We start from the raw sequence: 16,991 nt of genomic DNA, 5'->3' as shown, positions 1-16,991 counted from the left end.
CCCAATACTTAAGATTTGGCCCGTGCCAGCACGGATTTTAACTGCTCTTCATCAAAGGTATAAGCTTCATTGCAGAAATGGCATGTAATTTCAGCCTGACCATCCTCTTCGATCATCTGCACAAGCTCTTCCTGGCCCATGCTGATCAGTGCCCGCTCGACCCGCTCATGGGAGCAGTCGCACGCAAAATGCACTTCCATCTCGTCCAGCTTGGTGAAATCCGGAACGACCCGCTTCAGAATGTCCTCCAGATCAAGGCCTTCTTCCAGCATCTCTGTAATCGGAGGCACCTGCTGCAGCGCCTTCTCAAGCTCCGAAACTTCCTCGTCCGTCACGCCCGGCAGCAATTGAATAATAAACCCGCCGCTGCGAGCAACCGTGTAATCAGGCGCTACAAGCACACCGAGACTTACGGCAGAGTTGGTCTGTTCAGATACGGCAAAATAGTACGTAAAATCCTCAGCCAGCTCGCCCGACACAATCGGAACGCTGCCCCGGTATGGCTCCTTGAGCCCCAAATCCTTAATGATATGGATGTGACCCGAGCGGCCGACAGCCGCAGCGACATCCATTTTGCCCGGCCGAATATTCGTCAGCTCGACATGCGGATTGTTAACATATCCGCGAACCTCACCATGAGCATTCGCTTCAGCCGCGATCAGCCCGATCGGTCCGTCACCGCGAACCTGGATGCTGAGGCGCTCCTCGCCCTTCATCATCGCACCCATCATTGCTGCTGCGGACACCGTCCGGCCTAAGGCGGCCGTTACAACGGGGTAGGTGTCATGTCTCCGGCGGAGCTCCTCCACCAAGTCTGTCGTACGGACAGCAAATGCCCGTACTTTTCCGTTTAATGCGGTTCCTCGCAAAATACGGTCATTGTGATTCCCCATCTTCAAGCCCCCTCATCTGCTTATGTCATAAATTAGATTGTACATTGTTAACGTTTCTATATAGGCATTAGTTGCGTTCATATATAATTCTTAACCCTTCAAGCGTCAAGAGCGGCGCAATCTCGTCAATCGAATCCGTCTCGCCAGCGATCAGCTCAGCCAAGCCTCCGGTGGCGATAACTTTAACATTGTCTGCCCCCATCTCGGCTTTTATACGCTTCACAAGCCCGTCAACCTGCCCGGCATAGCCATAGACGATGCCAGCCTGCATCGCGTGAACCGTGTTGCGCCCGATCACCTTCTTCGGTTTCTCCAGCTCGATCCGCGGCAGCTTGGACGCCCGCTGCACCAATGCTTCCGTTGCGATGCCGATCCCAGGCACGATCGCGCCGCCCAGGTAATTGCCCTTCTCATCGATGCAATCAAAGGTCGTTGCTGTGCCGAAATCGACGACGATCAACGGACCGCCTCCGTACAGCTCAACGGCCGCCACCGCGTTCACGATCCGGTCAGCTCCGACCTCTCGCGGATTCTCATAGCGGAGATTAAGCCCGGTTTTAATCCCCGGCCCTACAATGAGCGGGTCCTTATGCATGTACTTCTGGCACATCTCCTCCACCACGCCAACCAGCGGCGGGACCACGGAAGAAACGATAACCCCTTCAATTTCGCTTACCATGATATTGGACATCTGGAACAAGTTATGAATCAGGACGCCGTATTCGTCCACCGTTGCCCGGCGTGCCGTGCTGATCCGGAAATCATGCAAAAGCGTCTTACCTCTGTATACGCCAAGCACGATATTGGTATTGCCTACATCAACGACCAAGATCAAGCCGTGCCGCCTCCCTTCTTCGCGTTCAGATCCAGACTGATATCCAGGCTGCTGAAAGAATAGGTAAGCCGCCCAACCGAAATGACGTCCACCCCGGTTTGAGCGATTCCTTTAATCGTTTCGAGCGATACATTCCCTGACGCCTCGACTCGAACATGCGGAGCTTTGGACTTGATCATTCGAACCGCTTCCGCCATGGGCTCCAGTCCCATGTTATCGAGCATGATGATATCCGCCCCGGCCTGAATCGCTTCCTCTACCTGCTCCAGGCTTTCCGTCTCCACTTCAATCGTCATCGTGTGCGGGATATGGGCCCGGGCGCGGGTCACCGCGGCAGTGATGCCGCCAGCTCCCTTAATGTGATTGTCCTTGATCATGACGGCATCATACAGCCCAAACCGGTGATTGGCGCCGCCGCCGACACGGACCGCATACTTCTCCAGCATCCGGTGGCCCGGCGTGGTCTTGCGTGTATCAACCAGCCGGGTCGGCAGCCCCTCCAGCGCCTCGACATAAGTGCGCGTTCTTGTAGCAATGCCCGACATGCGCTGCAGCAGATTAAGAGCCAGCCGTTCCCCGGTCAAAATATGATGCGTGCTGCCCTCCACTTCCGCCAGAACCGTCCCCTTGCTCACCCGGTCACCATCCTCGACCATGGCCGTGAACTGCAGGGACGGGCTTACTGCGCGAAACACGGCTTCGGCTACCGGCATGCCTGCGATAATCCCGTCTTCCTTCGCATGTATGATCGCCTTGGACTCATGCCCCGGCGCAATTGTCGTCTGGGTCGTAATGTCTCCGGAGCCGACATCCTCTTGCAGCCAAAGCCGAATCCAATCCAGTAGACCCTCGTTATATCCATTAAACATCATCGCTGATTTCCTCCGTCATTCCTTGATCCCGGGTATGAATAATATGCTTCTGCCAGGCAGAATCATTCCGCTCCGGATAATCCTCGCGAAAATGCGCGCCGCGACTCTCTTCCCGGTGCAGCGCACCCTGTACCACCAGCAGCGAAGCGGTGAGCAAATTGGCAAATTCGTACTCCTCCCGCTTCGACAGCAGCGCTTGGAACAGCGGAAGCTGCCGCCCAAGCTCCTCCTGAGCCCGCAGCAAAGTGTCACGGCTGCGGCACAGGCCAGCGTAACGCACCATCACCTTTTGCAGCTTCAGCCGCTTCTCCACCATCGCCTGGAAAGGACCTTCAGTCCGGCCCAGACGGAATGACACTGCCGGGATATCCGAGCTTCGCTTCGGCAGGCTCCGAATCTGATTCACGATCCGGCTGCCATACACAACCGCCTCCGACAGCGAGTTGCTGGCAAGCCGATTGGCTCCATGCACCCCGGTCGAAGACACCTCCCCACAGGCGAACAACCGCTTGATGCTGCTCTCCCCATGCAGATTGGTCTTGATGCCCCCCATCATATAATGCGCAGCAGGGGAGACCGGAATCCAATCCGAGGATAAATCCAGTCCATACTGCATGCAGGTCTCATAAATCGTCGGAAAGCGGTGTTTTACCATCTCCGGCGATTCATGCGTAATATCCAAGTACACGAAGGTTGAGCGCGTCTCCTCCATCTCGCTGACAATCGCCCTGGCAACCACGTCTCTTGGGGCAAGCTCCAGCAGCTCATGGTAACGATGCATGAAACGCTCGCCTTTTATATTCCGCAGCACAGCCCCTTCGCCCCGGACGGCCTCCGAGATTAGAAAGCGCGGAGCGCCAGGATAACTGAGCGCGGTCGGATGAAACTGAATAAATTCCATATCACGAATCTGCGCGCCGGCCCGATAAGCCATCGCCACGCCATCCGCTGTTGCGACCTCCGGATTGGTTGTATAGCGATACAGCTGTCCGGAGCCGCCAGAGCAGAGGATCGTCGCCTGTCCGCGTACGAATACACGCTTCCCGTCCGGCATTTGCACCAGAACGCCAAGACATTCCCCCTGCTCCGTTACCAGGTCGATCACAAAATGATCATCCCATACCTCTACATTGTGAAGCATTTCAACCTGAATGGAAAGGGCTCTGACAATTTCGTAACCGGTAGCATCCCCATTGGCATGCAGAATCCGCCTGTGGCTGTGCGCCCCCTCCTTGGTCAAGGCCAGCTGGCCGTTCACCTCATCAAATATCGTGCCCAGGCGAATCAACTCCTGCACACCGGCCGGGCCTTCATTGACGAGCACATCCACCGCCGCTGAAGAGCAGAGGCCAGCTCCGGCCAGCAGCGTATCCTGCCGATGATAAGCCGGAGAATCATCCTCCGCCGTGACGGCGGCAATCCCGCCTTGCGCATAGCGCGTGTTGCTTTCTAGCAGCGATTTTTTGGTGATCAGCAACACACGATGCGTCGCACTCGCCAGAATAGATGTATATAAGCCGGCAATTCCGGACCCGATTACGATGACATCGGTTTCGACAACCGGCAGCTCCTGCAGATCAAAGTCAATCAGATATTGCGGTATCATGATCATTCACCTGTCTTTTCACGAAAGAGTAGCGCATGCTACTTCACTTGTAACATGCGCTCTAACGAAGTTCTGGCTTTCTCGGCAACGACAGGCGGCACATAAATTTGCGGCTTCATCGTCTCCAGAGCTTTTACCAGTTTTTTAAGGTTATTGACTTTCATGTTCGGACACACCAGGAATTTGGTTGCGAAATGGAATTGTTTATCCGGGCTGTCCAGACGAAGCTGATACCCCGTTCCATCTTCCGTTCCCACGATAAATTCCTTGGCCGGTGAATTTTTGCAATATTCAAGAATGGCGGTTGTGCTGCCTACAAAATCACCCATGGCGACCACTTCCGGACGGCATTCCGGATGCACCACGAACTCAGCATTCGGATACTTGGCCTTCATCTCCACGACATCCTTCACTGTCAGCATGTCATGGGTGTTGCAGTACCCTTCCCATATGATCAGCTTCTTATCCGTATGCTGCTGCACATAGTGGCCCAGGTTTTTGTCCGGTACCCATATTATCTCATCGGAATCCACCGATTGAATCACCTTCACCGCATTGGAAGATGTACAGCAAATGTCGGTCTCCGCTTTGATCTCGGCCGAGGAATTAATATAGGTGACCACTTTGGCATTCGGATGCTGGGCTTTCAGCTTCCGCAATCCATCTACGTTCACCATGTCTGCCATTGGACATCCGGCACGTTCGTCAGGAATGAGCACAGTTTTGTTCGGTGCCAAAATTTTGGCGCTCTCCCCCATAAAATGAACGCCGCAGAACACAATCACCTCTGCGTCCGTTTGCGCTGCCTTCTGGGCCAGCAAAAAGGAATCCCCTCGAAAGTCGGCTACTTCTTGAATTTCATCCCGTTGATAATAATGAGCCAAAATGATAGCATTTCGTTCCTTTTTCAATTGCAACAACCGTTCACGCAGCTCGCGATTCTGCTCCGCCTTACGCTCCAGCGCCAAAGCCTCCATGATCGACCCTCTCCCCTTATGTTGTGCGGCAGCTTGCCGCCGAATAACCTGATAGATAATCGGATGGCCACCAAGTTTGTGAAAGGAAGCGCATCCTTATGTAACATTAAATTTACACAATTCGCGTATTTCCTGTCAATGTGATAGAAAGCACAAAAAAACCGGAAAACGAATCTTCGTTCTCCGGTTCTTCAATATAATTCGGTATTTGGTGCTTTATCGGCCTGTTTTTACGCTAATGGTCCGCCGCTGCCTTTGTCCGAGCCGCTTGGAGGGTCCTTACGTTCCTCATCCTCACTGCTCCGGCTCTCGTCATCCATCGGATTGTTCGGAATTTCTTCCGTAGGAAGCGGTTGTTGTCCCTCTTCCTTTCCTTGGATGCGCACCTTCACGTCGCCGATATTATCGACCGTCGGTTCGCCGCCTTCGGAGGAGCCTTCATCGTCGCTATTGCCTCCGCCGCTGTTGATCGAACCTGTCTCAATGAGGCTCTTGATCTGATCAAGCTCCAGCGTTTCCACTTCAAGGAGGGTGTTCGCAATCAAATGCACCTCTTTGGCATGGTCGGTCAGAAGCTGCTTACACTTCTCATAGCACTCACGGATAAACCGCTGCATTTCCTGATCGATCTCGTAAGCAATCTGGTCACTGTAGTTCTGTTCGTGTCCAATATCCCGGCCAAGGAATACCTGACCTTGGGAAGTGCCAAACTGCATCGGTCCGAGCTTCTCACTCATCCCGTATTCCACGATCATGCTGCGGATAATACCTGTCGCTTGCTGGAAGTCACTGTAAGCCCCGGTTCCGATTTCACCGATGAACAGCTCTTCGGCTACGCGACCCCCCAGAAGTCCGGTAACGCGATCAAGCAGCTCCTGCTTGGTAACCAGCATCCGGTCTTCCTTCGGAAGCATGATGACATATCCGCCAGCACGTCCGCGCGGAATAATAGTCACCTTGTGCACCATGTCGGCATGCTCGAGGAAGTAACCCACAATCGTGTGTCCTGCCTCGTGGTAAGCGACAATCCGCTTCTCGCGGTCACTGATCACGCGGCTGCGCTTCTCGGTACCGACGATCACGCGGTCAATCGCTTCATCCACTTCCGTCATGGAAATATCTTTACGATTGCGGCGTGCTGCAAGCAAGGCCGCCTCGTTCAGGAGATTCTCCAGGTCTGCGCCGGTGAAGCCCGTCGTACGCTTCGCGATAATGTCGAGCTTGACGTCCTTCGTCAACGGCTTGTTCCGTGCGTGAACCTTCAGTACAGCTTCCCGGCCTTTTACATCTGGGCGATCAACCGTAATCTGACGGTCGAAACGGCCCGGACGGAGAAGGGCTGGGTCCAAAATATCCGGGCGGTTCGTCGCGGCTACGATAATGATCCCTTCGTTCGCACCGAAACCGTCCATTTCAACAAGCAATTGGTTCAGCGTCTGCTCGCGCTCGTCATGACCGCCGCCAAGACCGGCGCCGCGCTGACGTCCTACCGCATCAATCTCATCAATGAAGATAATACATGGCGCGTTCTTCTTCGCGTTATCGAACAAATCCCGCACACGGGATGCACCGACACCGACAAACATCTCTACGAAGTCAGAACCCGAGATGCTGAAGAACGGAACACCCGCTTCGCCCGCTACCGCTCTGGCCAGGAGTGTTTTACCTGTTCCCGGAGGACCTACAAGCAGAACCCCCTTCGGTATGCGTGCGCCAACGGTATTGAATTTGCGAGGATCCTTTAGGAAGTCAACCACTTCGACAAGTTCCTGCTTCTCTTCGTCTGCCCCGGCCACATCTTCAAAAGTAATCCGTTTCTTCTCTTCATTATATAATCGGGCTTTGCTCTTGCCAAAGTTCATCACTTTGCCGCCGCCGCCCTGGGCCTGATTGAACAGGAAGAAGAACAGAGCGAACATGATGACAAGCGGGATAAAGGATGATAGCAATGTCAGCCAAATGCTCTGGCCCTCCATCGGCACAACCTTCAGTTGAACGCCGTTGCTCTCGCTGGCCAAAGTCAACTCTTCCATTGCTGCATCCGTAGCAGGAATATACGTTGTGAAATTCTGCGACTTATCTTCCGGGACGTCTCTATATTTACCGGTCACGAGGTATGCGTAACCGTCAAATTGAACCGTCATTTCCTCTATGTTGTTGGCTTTCATTTCTTGCCGCAGCTGATCATACCTAGGGGCGTCTACCGATTCGCCACCGTTAGTAACGAATTGTACTATGCCCACTACGACCAAAAATAGAATCAAATAAAAACCAGAATTCCGGATGAACCGACTCATCCCCTACCTCCTCTCAAGACACATAGATATTTTACCACGCATGTCTGGCCATCTCAACAAACGGGGATGGGCAGCGTTCCATGACCACTCGTGCGAATTATTTGCTGTAGATTTCCGGTTTCAAAATCCCGATGTAGGGGAGGTTCCGGTAATGCTCGGCATAATCAAGCCCATACCCGACCACGAACGCATCAGGCAACACGAATCCGGTGTAATCGGCTTGAAGATCAACCGTGCGCCGCGCCGGTTTGTCGAAGAGTGTGCACACGGCAACCGACTTCGCCTTCCGGTTCTGGAGCATTTCAATCAAATGACTGAGCGTAAGACCGCTGTCAATAATATCCTCAACGATCAACACATCTCTTCCCTCTACAGACACATCCAGATCCTTGATAATCTTGACGACACCAGAGGACTTGGTCGATGCGCCATAGCTGGATACCGCCATGAAGTCCAGCTCAAGCGGTACTGTTATCGTTTTAACCAAATCTGCCATAAAAATAAACGCACCTTTAAGAACGCAAATAACTAGCGGATTGCGTCCCTCGTATTCGGCGCTGAGCTTGGACCCCAATTCCCTGATCTTGGCTTGAATCTCTTCCTCGCTGATAAGTACTTCCTGAATGTCGTTATGCAACGTTAGCCGAACCTCCTACGTTATACTATGAAAGCGTGAAACTTCGTTCATCACTTGCTACATTTCCACAAGCTCCATACGGAGCACACGCGATGTATGCTGCCCTACGGCAGCATGTATTGATCGCCTTACACCCGGAATCCACACGATATTCCCCGAAGGATCACAGACGATCGGAATACGGGACCTTTCGGAAGGAGGGATTTTCTCGTCAATGAGAATATCTTTCACCTTTTTGGTGCCGTTTAATCCCATGATCTTCATCTTATCTCCGGCCCTTCTGCTTCGGACCGTCAATGGAAACGCAAGCCGATCCGCGTCAAATTCCGCCTCGGCGGCTTCACTGCTGGGCCTGCCCCTGCCTCGGTCCTTGTGATGGCTGATGATCAGCGTCTTGCCGATCTCCGGAAGCTTGGTCTCCGATATGGCCGGTGAATCAATCGTGTATATGTACTGTTCCTGCTCTGATGGCGGCTGTGGCCAAAAGACGATGGTATCGTACTCTCTGACACAGGTGATCCCTTCTCCAAGATCCAACCGCCAGTTGGATCGGTCCTTGCGGAGAATGCCTTGGCGCACCGATTCAATTTTACTGAAATCGGCATTTTCCTGCTCTGACGGCAGGTAATTTAATATTAGTTTAATCAAACGCCGTTGTAAAGCAACATGTAAGCCCAAAAAGGAAGGCGCCTCAAAGGCGAGCCTTCCGTTGTTCTCCCGGACCAAAGTTTGGTACACACGCCGCGCCTCAAGCTCCATAAAATCATCTTCCTGCTGAATCACTTCGGCCAGCTGATTGAGCGAAGAGGAAATATGCGGGTGGTAGGTCTCCAGAAAAGGCAGCACTTCCAGCCGGATCGCGTTTCGCCGGTACTTGGTCTGCAGATTGCTGTTGTCCACAGCATAGGCAAAGCCGCACCTGTCGCACAGCTCCACAATCTCCGCCTTCGATCGCTCCAGAAACGGGCGAATGATGCCGATATGCTGCTCCCTGCGCTTCATCCTCATGCCCGCCAGCCCCGATGGACCGCTGCCCCGAAGCAGTCTCATCAGCACCGTCTCTGCCTGATCATCCGCGTGGTGGGCAAGCGCAATCGAGCTTGCCTTATATTTATGGGCGGTTCGGAACAAAAATTCATATCTTTTATCCCGCGCGGCTTCCTGAGCCCCTTTCCCGCTTTCTTCCATATAAGAAGGAATATCGAAATAGGCCATCTCCAGCGGGATGTCCAGGCCGGCGGCCAGCTGCTTCACCAGCTCCGCCTCCTGATCCGACTCCTTACGGAAACCGTGATGGACGTGGGCACATACCAGATCAAGCCCCTGCCTTGTGGAGATGGCATGCAGCACATGCAGCAAAGCCACCGAGTCAGGCCCGCCAGAAACGGCTACAACGATGCGATCACCGCTAGTCCACAGCTTGTGGTCCGCCGCTGTCTTTTCGATGTGTTGTACGAATGATCTTAACCTGTCTTCCACCATGAACAATCCCCTTTGCTAACCCGAAGGCGCGCCCGGCGCACAAGACGGCTGGCTTTCTGTCATGTTTCGCCTACCGAAAGATGCGCGGCTAACGAAACAGAAAAAATATCGTGCACGCCAAAATAAATAACGATAGCGCGAACGCATTTCGGAGCCAGCGCGGGGTATCCTGCTGCCTGCTGCGGGCTCTGCCTGCGGACGGCCCCCGGATGCTGCCTCTCCATTGGTTCAACGCTTCCCGTGAATCCGCGAACTCCCCGGCCAGCGCCTTGTTCAGCCATGCGGCATATGGCTTGAACGCCGGGTTTCTTCGCACGAGCATCACAAGATCGGTCATGCTGCGCGTCTGGGGGAGCTGGCGAGACGCTTCTCTGAGCGCTTTCTCATCCAGCACTTGTATGCACATCACGGCAAACGAGAACAGATCATAGGAGATATCCCCGGTCCGGCTTCCGGCATTCCAGTACCCTCTGTCATACCATTCCGTAAATTGCTTGACGCTTCGTCCAATCGAGCTGACCCCGCCGTAATCGATCAGCTCCACCTTGCCATAGGGAGAGACCATGACATTATCCGGCTTCAAATCGCCGAAGACGTAGCCGGATGCATGCAGGAGCGACAGCTTCTCGAGCAGGTTAAGCCCCACGAGGCCGAGCCATTCCTTGCCCCGCCGTCCGATGAATCGATGCAGCGGGTCTCCTTCGATGTATCGCATCACATAGAAAGGAACATCTCCGCTGCTGTCCTGATGGTCATCCGCCTCCACTAGATAAGCGTTGTGCATCTGCTCCTTCAGCGCGCTCAGCACATTAATCTCCGACTGCAGATCCAGCGCATCATAGCCGACCTTCAATGCATATCGCTGCCGGACTCCGGCCCGATGGACCAGGTATACTCGTCCGTTTGCCCCTTTGCCGAGCGTACGCTCCACGATGTACCTGCTCTTCCGCCACTTCCCTGTAATAACGGTGCCGGGCGGATATCCCGCATTAGACAACGTAGTCACCAAGCATCCCTTCCTCTTGGCCGGTGTGACCCTTCCATGATTGATTATTTCCTAGTGTACCATATTGGAAAAATTCAATCACCTTTAACAATGCCGGACCCGTCGGCGTAGCTCCCTTCATCTGGAGGCGGCCGAACATGCTCCGCACCCCGTCCAGATCCGAGGTCCAGTTCACATCCAGCACAACCTCCTCCTCGCTTCCTCTTCCCGGGAAGTGGAAGACCGCAAGACGGCTGGCTCCGGCCCGCGCTTTCAGGCTGAGCATCAGGTCACGGATCGCCTCCTCCACGGCAGCGAGCTTCGGCTTCATGCTTGCACTGGCGTCAATGAGCAGCGCTACCTCCAGCGATGAGGTCTCGGCCAGCTCATCGACCACTTCCACAACCTGCGACCGCTTGTCCGGCGGAAGCTCCTCGAGCGAACCTCCTCCCAAAATATGCTGTATCTCCTTATTTACCGCCTGCTGGATCGTTTGAACCACCGTTTTTCTTGTCATCATCTGCATCGTCTGGGCCAGCTGCGGTGTGCCTACGATCCGGTGCAGTCCGCCTCCCGCTTTGGCAATCTCCTGAATTTCAAACGCGCCAAGCTCCCCGATGGTGCCATAGTCCAGAACGCCGACCACATTCACAACAATGCCCTCTGCCAGCGCATGCGCCGCCGCCATAACCGGGCTTTCCCCTACATTGGAGCAACCGTCCGTAATGAGCAAAATTTGTTTCATCCTTCGTCGCCTCCCGACTCTTCTTAGACATCAACCCTGTCTTATAGTCTCTATCATTTCCATATTTGAGAGACTTCAAACGAAGAATTGAAAGAATAGACGGGCAGACGCCGTGCTTCTGATCTGCGGGAAACAGCATTTCCCGGGCAATGGGCACCCCGGCCCTCGCTAACTTACCGTTCGCGGTCTTTCCATGCGGGCCATGCCCGGCACGCGCACATTGGACCATTCCGGATGATAATGATCCACCCGGCCCACGACCACCGTCATATCATCATGAATTTGATTCTGCTGATAGCGGATCACCTTCTCCAGCAGGCAATCCGCAATCTCCTGCGGATCACTGCTGTCAATCTCCTGAATCATGCGCTTCATCCACAGCTCCTTGTTCACGGCATACCCCGGCGCATCATAGATGCCGTCGGTCATCATGATCAACACATCGCCTACCTGAAGCGGAAGCGAGATCAGATCGACCTCGATTTCCTGAATAATCCCGATCGGCAAATTGCTCGCCGTAACCATGATGACCTCGTTGCCCCGTTTAATAAAGCTCGGCGTTGAGCCAATTTTCATAAAGGTCGTCCGGGCCGAATATTGATCAATTAACGCCATATCCACCGTCGCATATATTTCATCCGGCGACCTTAACATCAGTATCGAGTTCACCGATTTGATCGCCAGCTTCTCATCCATGCCGGATTGCAGCAGCTGCTCCAGAATGCTCAGCGCCGAGCTGCTCTCCAGCCTCGCCCTCTCCCCATTGCCCATGCCGTCACTCAGGGCGACGGCGAACGTGCCATTCCCAAGCTCCACCGTGCTGAAGCTGTCCCCGGACAGGACATCCCCGCCTTTGGCGGCGCCTGCTACGCCGGTGACGACCTCATAGGTTTTGGCCGAGCCGAACCGGACTGTCGCCAGACCGTCCCGAGGGTGGGTCATCGTCTCCTCCACCACGGCGATATGCTCACCGAGAATGTCCGACAGGAGCGGGGCTATAATCTTCCGGCATTCGTCATAGCCGCGGGTGTAGGCATGGATAATTTCGATCTCGACCCGGCCAGGGTCCAGGCTGACAATATCGATCCCTTGGATGGACAGACCCAAATGCTGAAGCGCCTCCCGAATCTGTTCCTCCTGCAGATGCATCGCCTGACTCTCGCGCTTGATTTCCCGTGCCAGATCCTCCATCACCTGGGACACGCCGGACAACTGCTCAGCCACAAGGTGACGGCTGTCGTATATTTGCCGTTTCCACTGCATATCATGTTGATATAAATGATACTGCTGCTTCAGAGTCTCCAGTACATCTTCCTTTTTGACACATAACCGGTTCCACTCCGGCGGCAAATCCTTCGGCTCCATGTCCGGATTCTCTTCAATCGCTGTCATCATATCCGTCATATATTTGTAGGTTTGATAAAATTTCATATCCCAGCAGCTGCTCCACTTATAGCAGGTCGCGCAGCTTCCCTCTGCCACGGCATTCATAAAGTGGTTCATCTCCTCCGTCCGTTTGCCGTGCGGATGCAGCGCACCCGAGGTCTGTCCGAAGCTCTGCGAGAGCTGGCGGAACACCTGCGAGAACTGGGACACCCGATCGGCTGTCAGATCGCGGACCCGCTTGGCATATTCATGCTGTGACCGGGTGTGATCCTGGGTGCCGGGTACATATTTTCCAATCGCCTGAATGACGCTTTTCGGTGTCAGTAAAAATAGCACAATCGCAGCGCAAGTCTCCCATGTGGATGTCATCACCTCTCCCGGACTGTTGAAGTAGATGGACAGGATCGTCGCTCCGAGCAGCATCCCGAGCGATACGCCTCCCTTCTTGCCGTCCTTGAGCATGCCTGCCAGCATGCCGGAGAAAGCCAGGAGGCTCATCTGGGCAAACGCCGAAATGTTCGCCAGACTAAGAATCAATCCGGTAATGACGCCGACCGATGCACCAAGCGGTGCTCCGCCCACCAGGGCAAACAGCAGGATGAGGTAGCGTGACAGCACATGCTCAACAGACATGGCTTGTACGGTCCACCCAACCGCACCGGTCATCACCGACGCCAGCAGAATGATGAGGCACAGAATCTCTTCATTGCGGAGCGCATAGGATTTCTTGCGCATCGTCAGCACCGGAATCGCCTGAATGAACACCAGGGTCAGAACAAAACTGAGCACGGCATTCAAGGTCAGCATCATCATCGCATACCAGGTCATCGACGGGCCGATCAGCACCGAGAACAGGTTCACCAGGAAAGTCGAGACAAACACCATTAACGGCGCGTAGGATATTTCTGCCCGTTCATACGTTTCAAGGCCCCGCAGCAGAAAATAAAAGATCAACAGCTCCGCCGGAATCATCCAGAATGCGGGGGATGGCGCGAACATGCTCCCTGCAATGATAGCCGCGCCAACAGGCATCATATAGTCTCTGCGCATGAACACGATGACGGCGAAATAAGCTGCGGCAAACGGCGAAAGCTCGTTTAATATCATGGCTCGTCCCAGTAAAAAGCCCATAAAGGTTAAGAGGAGCATCCACTTCTTGGCTGCAAACAGCTGGAGGGGGCCCTGCAGAAAAGACAGCTGCCCGATCCACTCAACGAGACGGGAACGCCAAGCTCCAGACTTCCCTTTTACCGTCTCCGTACCCGGAAACATCACCAAATTTCTTCTATCCATCATTACGGCACCCCATTCTTCAGGAATTTGTGGTAGGTCCCATTATAAAACCCCATCCTGAGAAAGTTTGTCAGAACACCGTAGGTCGTCCAAAGAAATTTCCGACAAAAAAGCCCGGTTCTGCGAACGGTTGCGAAAATGCCGCTCATCCCCGTGCCCGCTGGTGTCGGGGTCGTTGTCATTCGTTTATGCTGTCGGTTCTTCCGTCCGAAATGACGATCCCTCCGCCCCTTCCAGGGCTGCCGATGGCCGTAGATTGCGTAGGAACCTGTCGTACGCTTGGATGCGGCGACAAAAAAACCGCAGAAAGCGTATCGCCTCTGCGGTGGTTATATATTTTATCGAAATTACATGCGTTTGGCTCCGCGTCCGCCGCGTTTGCCTTCCGTATTCTTCTTCAGCGAAGAAATCCGTTCTTCACTATCTTTCAGGAAGCGTGACATTTTATCCTCAAAAGAAGTCTTGCTGGCTGCGGGCTTAAACGGGCGTCCGCCGCGTTCACGGTTGAATCCACCCCCGCCACCTCCGAATCGTTCTCCGCCGCTGCGTTCCGGTCTTGGTCCCCGGGGTGGGCGGCTCTCTTCAGCCGGTTTGTCGACGGCCTGCTTGATCGAAAGACCGATCTTGCCGTCCTTATCGACATTAATCACCTTAACGGTAACGACATCATTAATCTTGAGATGGTCGTTGACGTCCTTCACGTAATTGTCGGCGATTTCCGAGATGTGAACGAGACCCGTGACACCTCCTGACAGATCCACAAAAGCTCCAAAATGCGTTATGCCTGTCACCTTGCCCTCTAACTTGGTGCCCACTTCAATTGCCATAGAATAAAATGATCCTCCCTTAAAAATATACAGTTCGATTATTGAAAATCTCGCTGCGGTGATTTGATTATACGATAGTGCCTGAACAAGGTCAACAGACGTATGTCATGCCTTTTTACGGTTCTTTAACCGAATCTTGGGGCTGTATGATCGGTGTCTCATTCGGCAGGTACAAACCGAACTTTCTCCGCGCAATCTGGCCGATATATTCCGGATCCTCCAGGCGCTCAACCTCATGCTGGAGCTCCGCCAGCGACTGGTTCACAGCCGTATACTCCTTTTGCCTCTCCGCCAGCTTCTCGTTCTGATTATAGATGCGGTCATTGAGAGAGAACAGCGTCGAGCCAGCCCAGACCAAAAACAGTGCCATCATCGTCAAGTAAATTCGTTTCCGTCTGCGGGCACCTTTGTTTATCGTTTTCTGCTGGGGAGCCTGCTTGTGACTGTCAGCAAATCTTCCCATGACCATTTCCCTCCCTAAAACCAGCGCTTCCACGCCTTGATAACCTTGTCCGTTAATCGCCTGCTCCATGCCGGAAGCCGGAGCCGGGACGTAATCGGGCGCAGCATCCATGTGAAGAGGCGCCAAAAAGGCATCAGACACCTCAGAATCAGACGCAGCAGCGATAGGACGAACCTCCAAATCAGCTTAAGCAGCCCTACCAGTAATTTAAGAATGCCGATGACGGGATTCCATATCAGCACCCGTAGCAGTCTTGACAAAAAAGACAGCAAGCTTTTTGTCACCTGAATTAACATTACCACAAAACGCCGGGTTATAACACTCCATAATAAAAAATAGATCCAAACCCCTATAAACAGACCGATAAACACATAAAACCGCAGCTGGCCGTCATTGGTCGCGTAGAGCATCCGGAACACAAACAGGGCGGCTGCAATCCAATAGATGAGGTCCAGCGCATGCTGTGACCATCTCGGGAAGCGGAGCTGGCCGGCCAGCTCCCGGTAGCTGTCGAAGGCCAGTCCCATCGCCGCTCCGGAGAAGAGCATCCAGAGCAGCGTGATCCATTGTACACTCGGGTTCATTTAAACAGCTTGCCCAGGAGGCTTTTGTTTTTCGTTTGGGAACCGGGATTCAAATAGATCAGCGAATGCACCAAACCCTCAATCGTCAATAGCCCCTCTTCCAGGCTCAGGTTTTTAATATGTAAATTTTGCCCCCGAATGGTGAGATGCCCAAGCTCGGTCTGAAGCAGAAATTCTTCGCTGTCAAAGCTCTCCACGTTTTGAACCCCGGTGATGTCCAGCAGCTTCCGGTTCTGCATCCTCAGGTCATGGCGCTTGCTCTTCCCTTGGTCGATCATGGCATGTACCCCTCCTTTTTATCAATAGCTTATGGGGAGGGGTCTTTCTTTAGAACCTGAACCTATAACACATGTCCGGCCGGATCGCTGGCGGGTTTCGCTTCAGGTCATCTGCAGCACGCGCGGGATTTACGCTGCATGACGGCCGGAGACCGCCTGAGCTACATGCCGGGCAAGGTGTACAAATACCAAAAAACGCCCCTCCGACGAGCGAAGGGACGCTTTATGAAGCCATAGACATGGACCGTTACCAGTCCAATCCGTTGTCTTTGGCAATCGGTTCTTCCTTGACCAAGGTGTACAGGCTGGCCGCTTCGTCCTTGCGTGTGCTGTCTGCTAGACGCTCCACCCGGACGGTGACCAGCTTCTGGCCAAACTGGACCGTAATCTCGTCGCCCACCTTGACCGCGGTGCTTGGCTTGGCCTCTCGGCCATTGATCAGCACCCGACCCTGATCAGACACATCCTTGGCTACGGTACGCCGCTTGATTAACCTTGATACTTTCAGGAATTTATCAACGCGCATTATTTTACGGCTTCTTTAAGCTTGTTGCCCGCTTTGAACGCAGGAACGTTCGATTCAGGGATTTCAATCGTTTTGCCTGTTTGCGGGTTGCGGCCCGTGCGGCCAGCGCGCTTGCGAGTTTCGAAAGTTCCGAAACCGATCAGTTGAACTTTATCGCCATTAGCCAATGCATCGGTGATTTCGCCAAGGAAACCGTTCAGGACGTTTTCAACGTCTTTTTTAGTCAATCCGCTTTTGCTGGAAATGTTGTTGATCAGATCTGTTTTGTTCATGAATAAAATCCTCCCAATTATCAGAAAAGTAAA

Annotated in this window: 17 protein-coding genes; all 17 read right to left on the bottom strand. The window is 53.6% G+C overall.

Annotated features, from left to right (window positions below; translation table 11 throughout):
• Window positions 1–8: 8 nt before the first annotated feature.
• Window positions 9–893: an Hsp33 family molecular chaperone HslO gene (gene hslO, locus CHH67_RS23000; protein ID WP_095267702.1), complete on the bottom strand. Its 885-nt coding sequence runs from the start codon at window positions 891–893 to the stop codon at window positions 9–11.
• 67 nt (window positions 894–960) lie between these two features.
• A complete protein-coding gene (locus tag CHH67_RS22995; protein WP_095267701.1) occupies window positions 961–1,728 on the bottom strand; it encodes a type III pantothenate kinase in 768 nt (255 codons plus the stop codon).
• Entirely contained in the window at window positions 1,725–2,600 is an 876-nt protein-coding gene (gene nadC / locus CHH67_RS22990) for a carboxylating nicotinate-nucleotide diphosphorylase (RefSeq protein WP_095267700.1), read from the bottom strand. The genes CHH67_RS22995 and nadC overlap by 4 nt, the downstream gene beginning before the upstream one ends.
• Entirely contained in the window at window positions 2,590–4,206 is a 1,617-nt protein-coding gene (gene nadB / locus CHH67_RS22985) for an L-aspartate oxidase (protein ID WP_095267699.1), read from the bottom strand. Before nadB ends, nadC begins: the two co-directional genes overlap by 11 nt.
• A gap of 38 nt (window positions 4,207–4,244) precedes the next feature.
• Complete coding sequence (gene nadA / locus CHH67_RS22980; RefSeq protein WP_095267698.1) at window positions 4,245–5,183, bottom strand: quinolinate synthase NadA; 939 nt, start codon at window positions 5,181–5,183, stop codon at window positions 4,245–4,247.
• Window positions 5,184–5,413: 230 nt separating this feature from the next.
• Window positions 5,414–7,480 (bottom strand): ATP-dependent zinc metalloprotease FtsH, encoded by a 2,067-nt coding sequence (gene ftsH / locus CHH67_RS22975; RefSeq protein ID WP_095267697.1) that lies wholly within the window; start codon window positions 7,478–7,480, stop codon window positions 5,414–5,416.
• A 97-nt stretch (window positions 7,481–7,577) separates the two neighbouring features.
• Complete coding sequence (hpt, locus tag CHH67_RS22970; RefSeq protein ID WP_095267696.1) at window positions 7,578–8,117, bottom strand: hypoxanthine phosphoribosyltransferase; 540 nt, start codon at window positions 8,115–8,117, stop codon at window positions 7,578–7,580.
• A gap of 57 nt (window positions 8,118–8,174) precedes the next feature.
• Window positions 8,175–9,599: a tRNA lysidine(34) synthetase TilS gene (gene tilS, locus CHH67_RS22965; protein ID WP_095267695.1), complete on the bottom strand. Its 1,425-nt coding sequence runs from the start codon at window positions 9,597–9,599 to the stop codon at window positions 8,175–8,177.
• Between the two features lie 88 nt (window positions 9,600–9,687).
• Window positions 9,688–10,605, bottom strand: coding sequence for a protein kinase domain-containing protein (locus CHH67_RS22960; protein ID WP_095267720.1), 918 nt, complete (start codon window positions 10,603–10,605; stop codon window positions 9,688–9,690).
• Entirely contained in the window at window positions 10,589–11,329 is a 741-nt protein-coding gene (locus CHH67_RS22955) for a vWA domain-containing protein (protein WP_095267694.1), read from the bottom strand. Before CHH67_RS22955 ends, CHH67_RS22960 begins: the two co-directional genes overlap by 17 nt.
• A 168-nt stretch (window positions 11,330–11,497) precedes the next feature.
• A complete protein-coding gene (gene spoIIE / locus CHH67_RS22950) occupies window positions 11,498–14,011 on the bottom strand; it encodes a stage II sporulation protein E (protein WP_176475635.1) in 2,514 nt (837 codons plus the stop codon).
• A 344-nt stretch (window positions 14,012–14,355) separates the two neighbouring features.
• Window positions 14,356–14,835: a S1 domain-containing RNA-binding protein gene (locus CHH67_RS22945; protein ID WP_095267693.1), complete on the bottom strand. Its 480-nt coding sequence runs from the start codon at window positions 14,833–14,835 to the stop codon at window positions 14,356–14,358.
• Between the two features lie 115 nt (window positions 14,836–14,950).
• Window positions 14,951–15,298: an FtsB family cell division protein gene (locus CHH67_RS22940; protein WP_095267692.1), complete on the bottom strand. Its 348-nt coding sequence runs from the start codon at window positions 15,296–15,298 to the stop codon at window positions 14,951–14,953.
• A 14-nt stretch (window positions 15,299–15,312) separates the two neighbouring features.
• Window positions 15,313–15,882: a spore cortex biosynthesis protein YabQ gene (gene yabQ, locus CHH67_RS22935; RefSeq protein ID WP_095267691.1), complete on the bottom strand. Its 570-nt coding sequence runs from the start codon at window positions 15,880–15,882 to the stop codon at window positions 15,313–15,315.
• On the bottom strand, window positions 15,879–16,160 hold the full coding sequence (gene yabP, locus CHH67_RS22930; RefSeq protein WP_095267690.1) for a sporulation protein YabP: 282 nt from the start codon (window positions 16,158–16,160) through the stop codon (window positions 15,879–15,881). Before yabP ends, yabQ begins: the two co-directional genes overlap by 4 nt.
• Before the next feature lie 247 nt (window positions 16,161–16,407).
• Window positions 16,408–16,686, bottom strand: coding sequence for an RNA-binding S4 domain-containing protein (locus CHH67_RS22925; RefSeq protein ID WP_095267689.1), 279 nt, complete (start codon window positions 16,684–16,686; stop codon window positions 16,408–16,410).
• Window positions 16,686–16,958, bottom strand: a complete 273-nt coding sequence (locus tag CHH67_RS22920; RefSeq protein ID WP_095267688.1) for an HU family DNA-binding protein — start codon at window positions 16,956–16,958, stop codon at window positions 16,686–16,688. The genes CHH67_RS22925 and CHH67_RS22920 overlap by 1 nt, the downstream gene beginning before the upstream one ends.
• Window positions 16,959–16,991: the final 33 nt, after the last annotated feature.

This window comes from Paenibacillus campinasensis (assembly GCF_002272015.1).
GTDB lineage: Bacteria > Bacillota > Bacilli > Paenibacillales > Paenibacillaceae > Paenibacillus_AQ > Paenibacillus_AQ campinasensis.
This window is presented reverse-complemented; position numbering and strand designations above follow the sequence as displayed.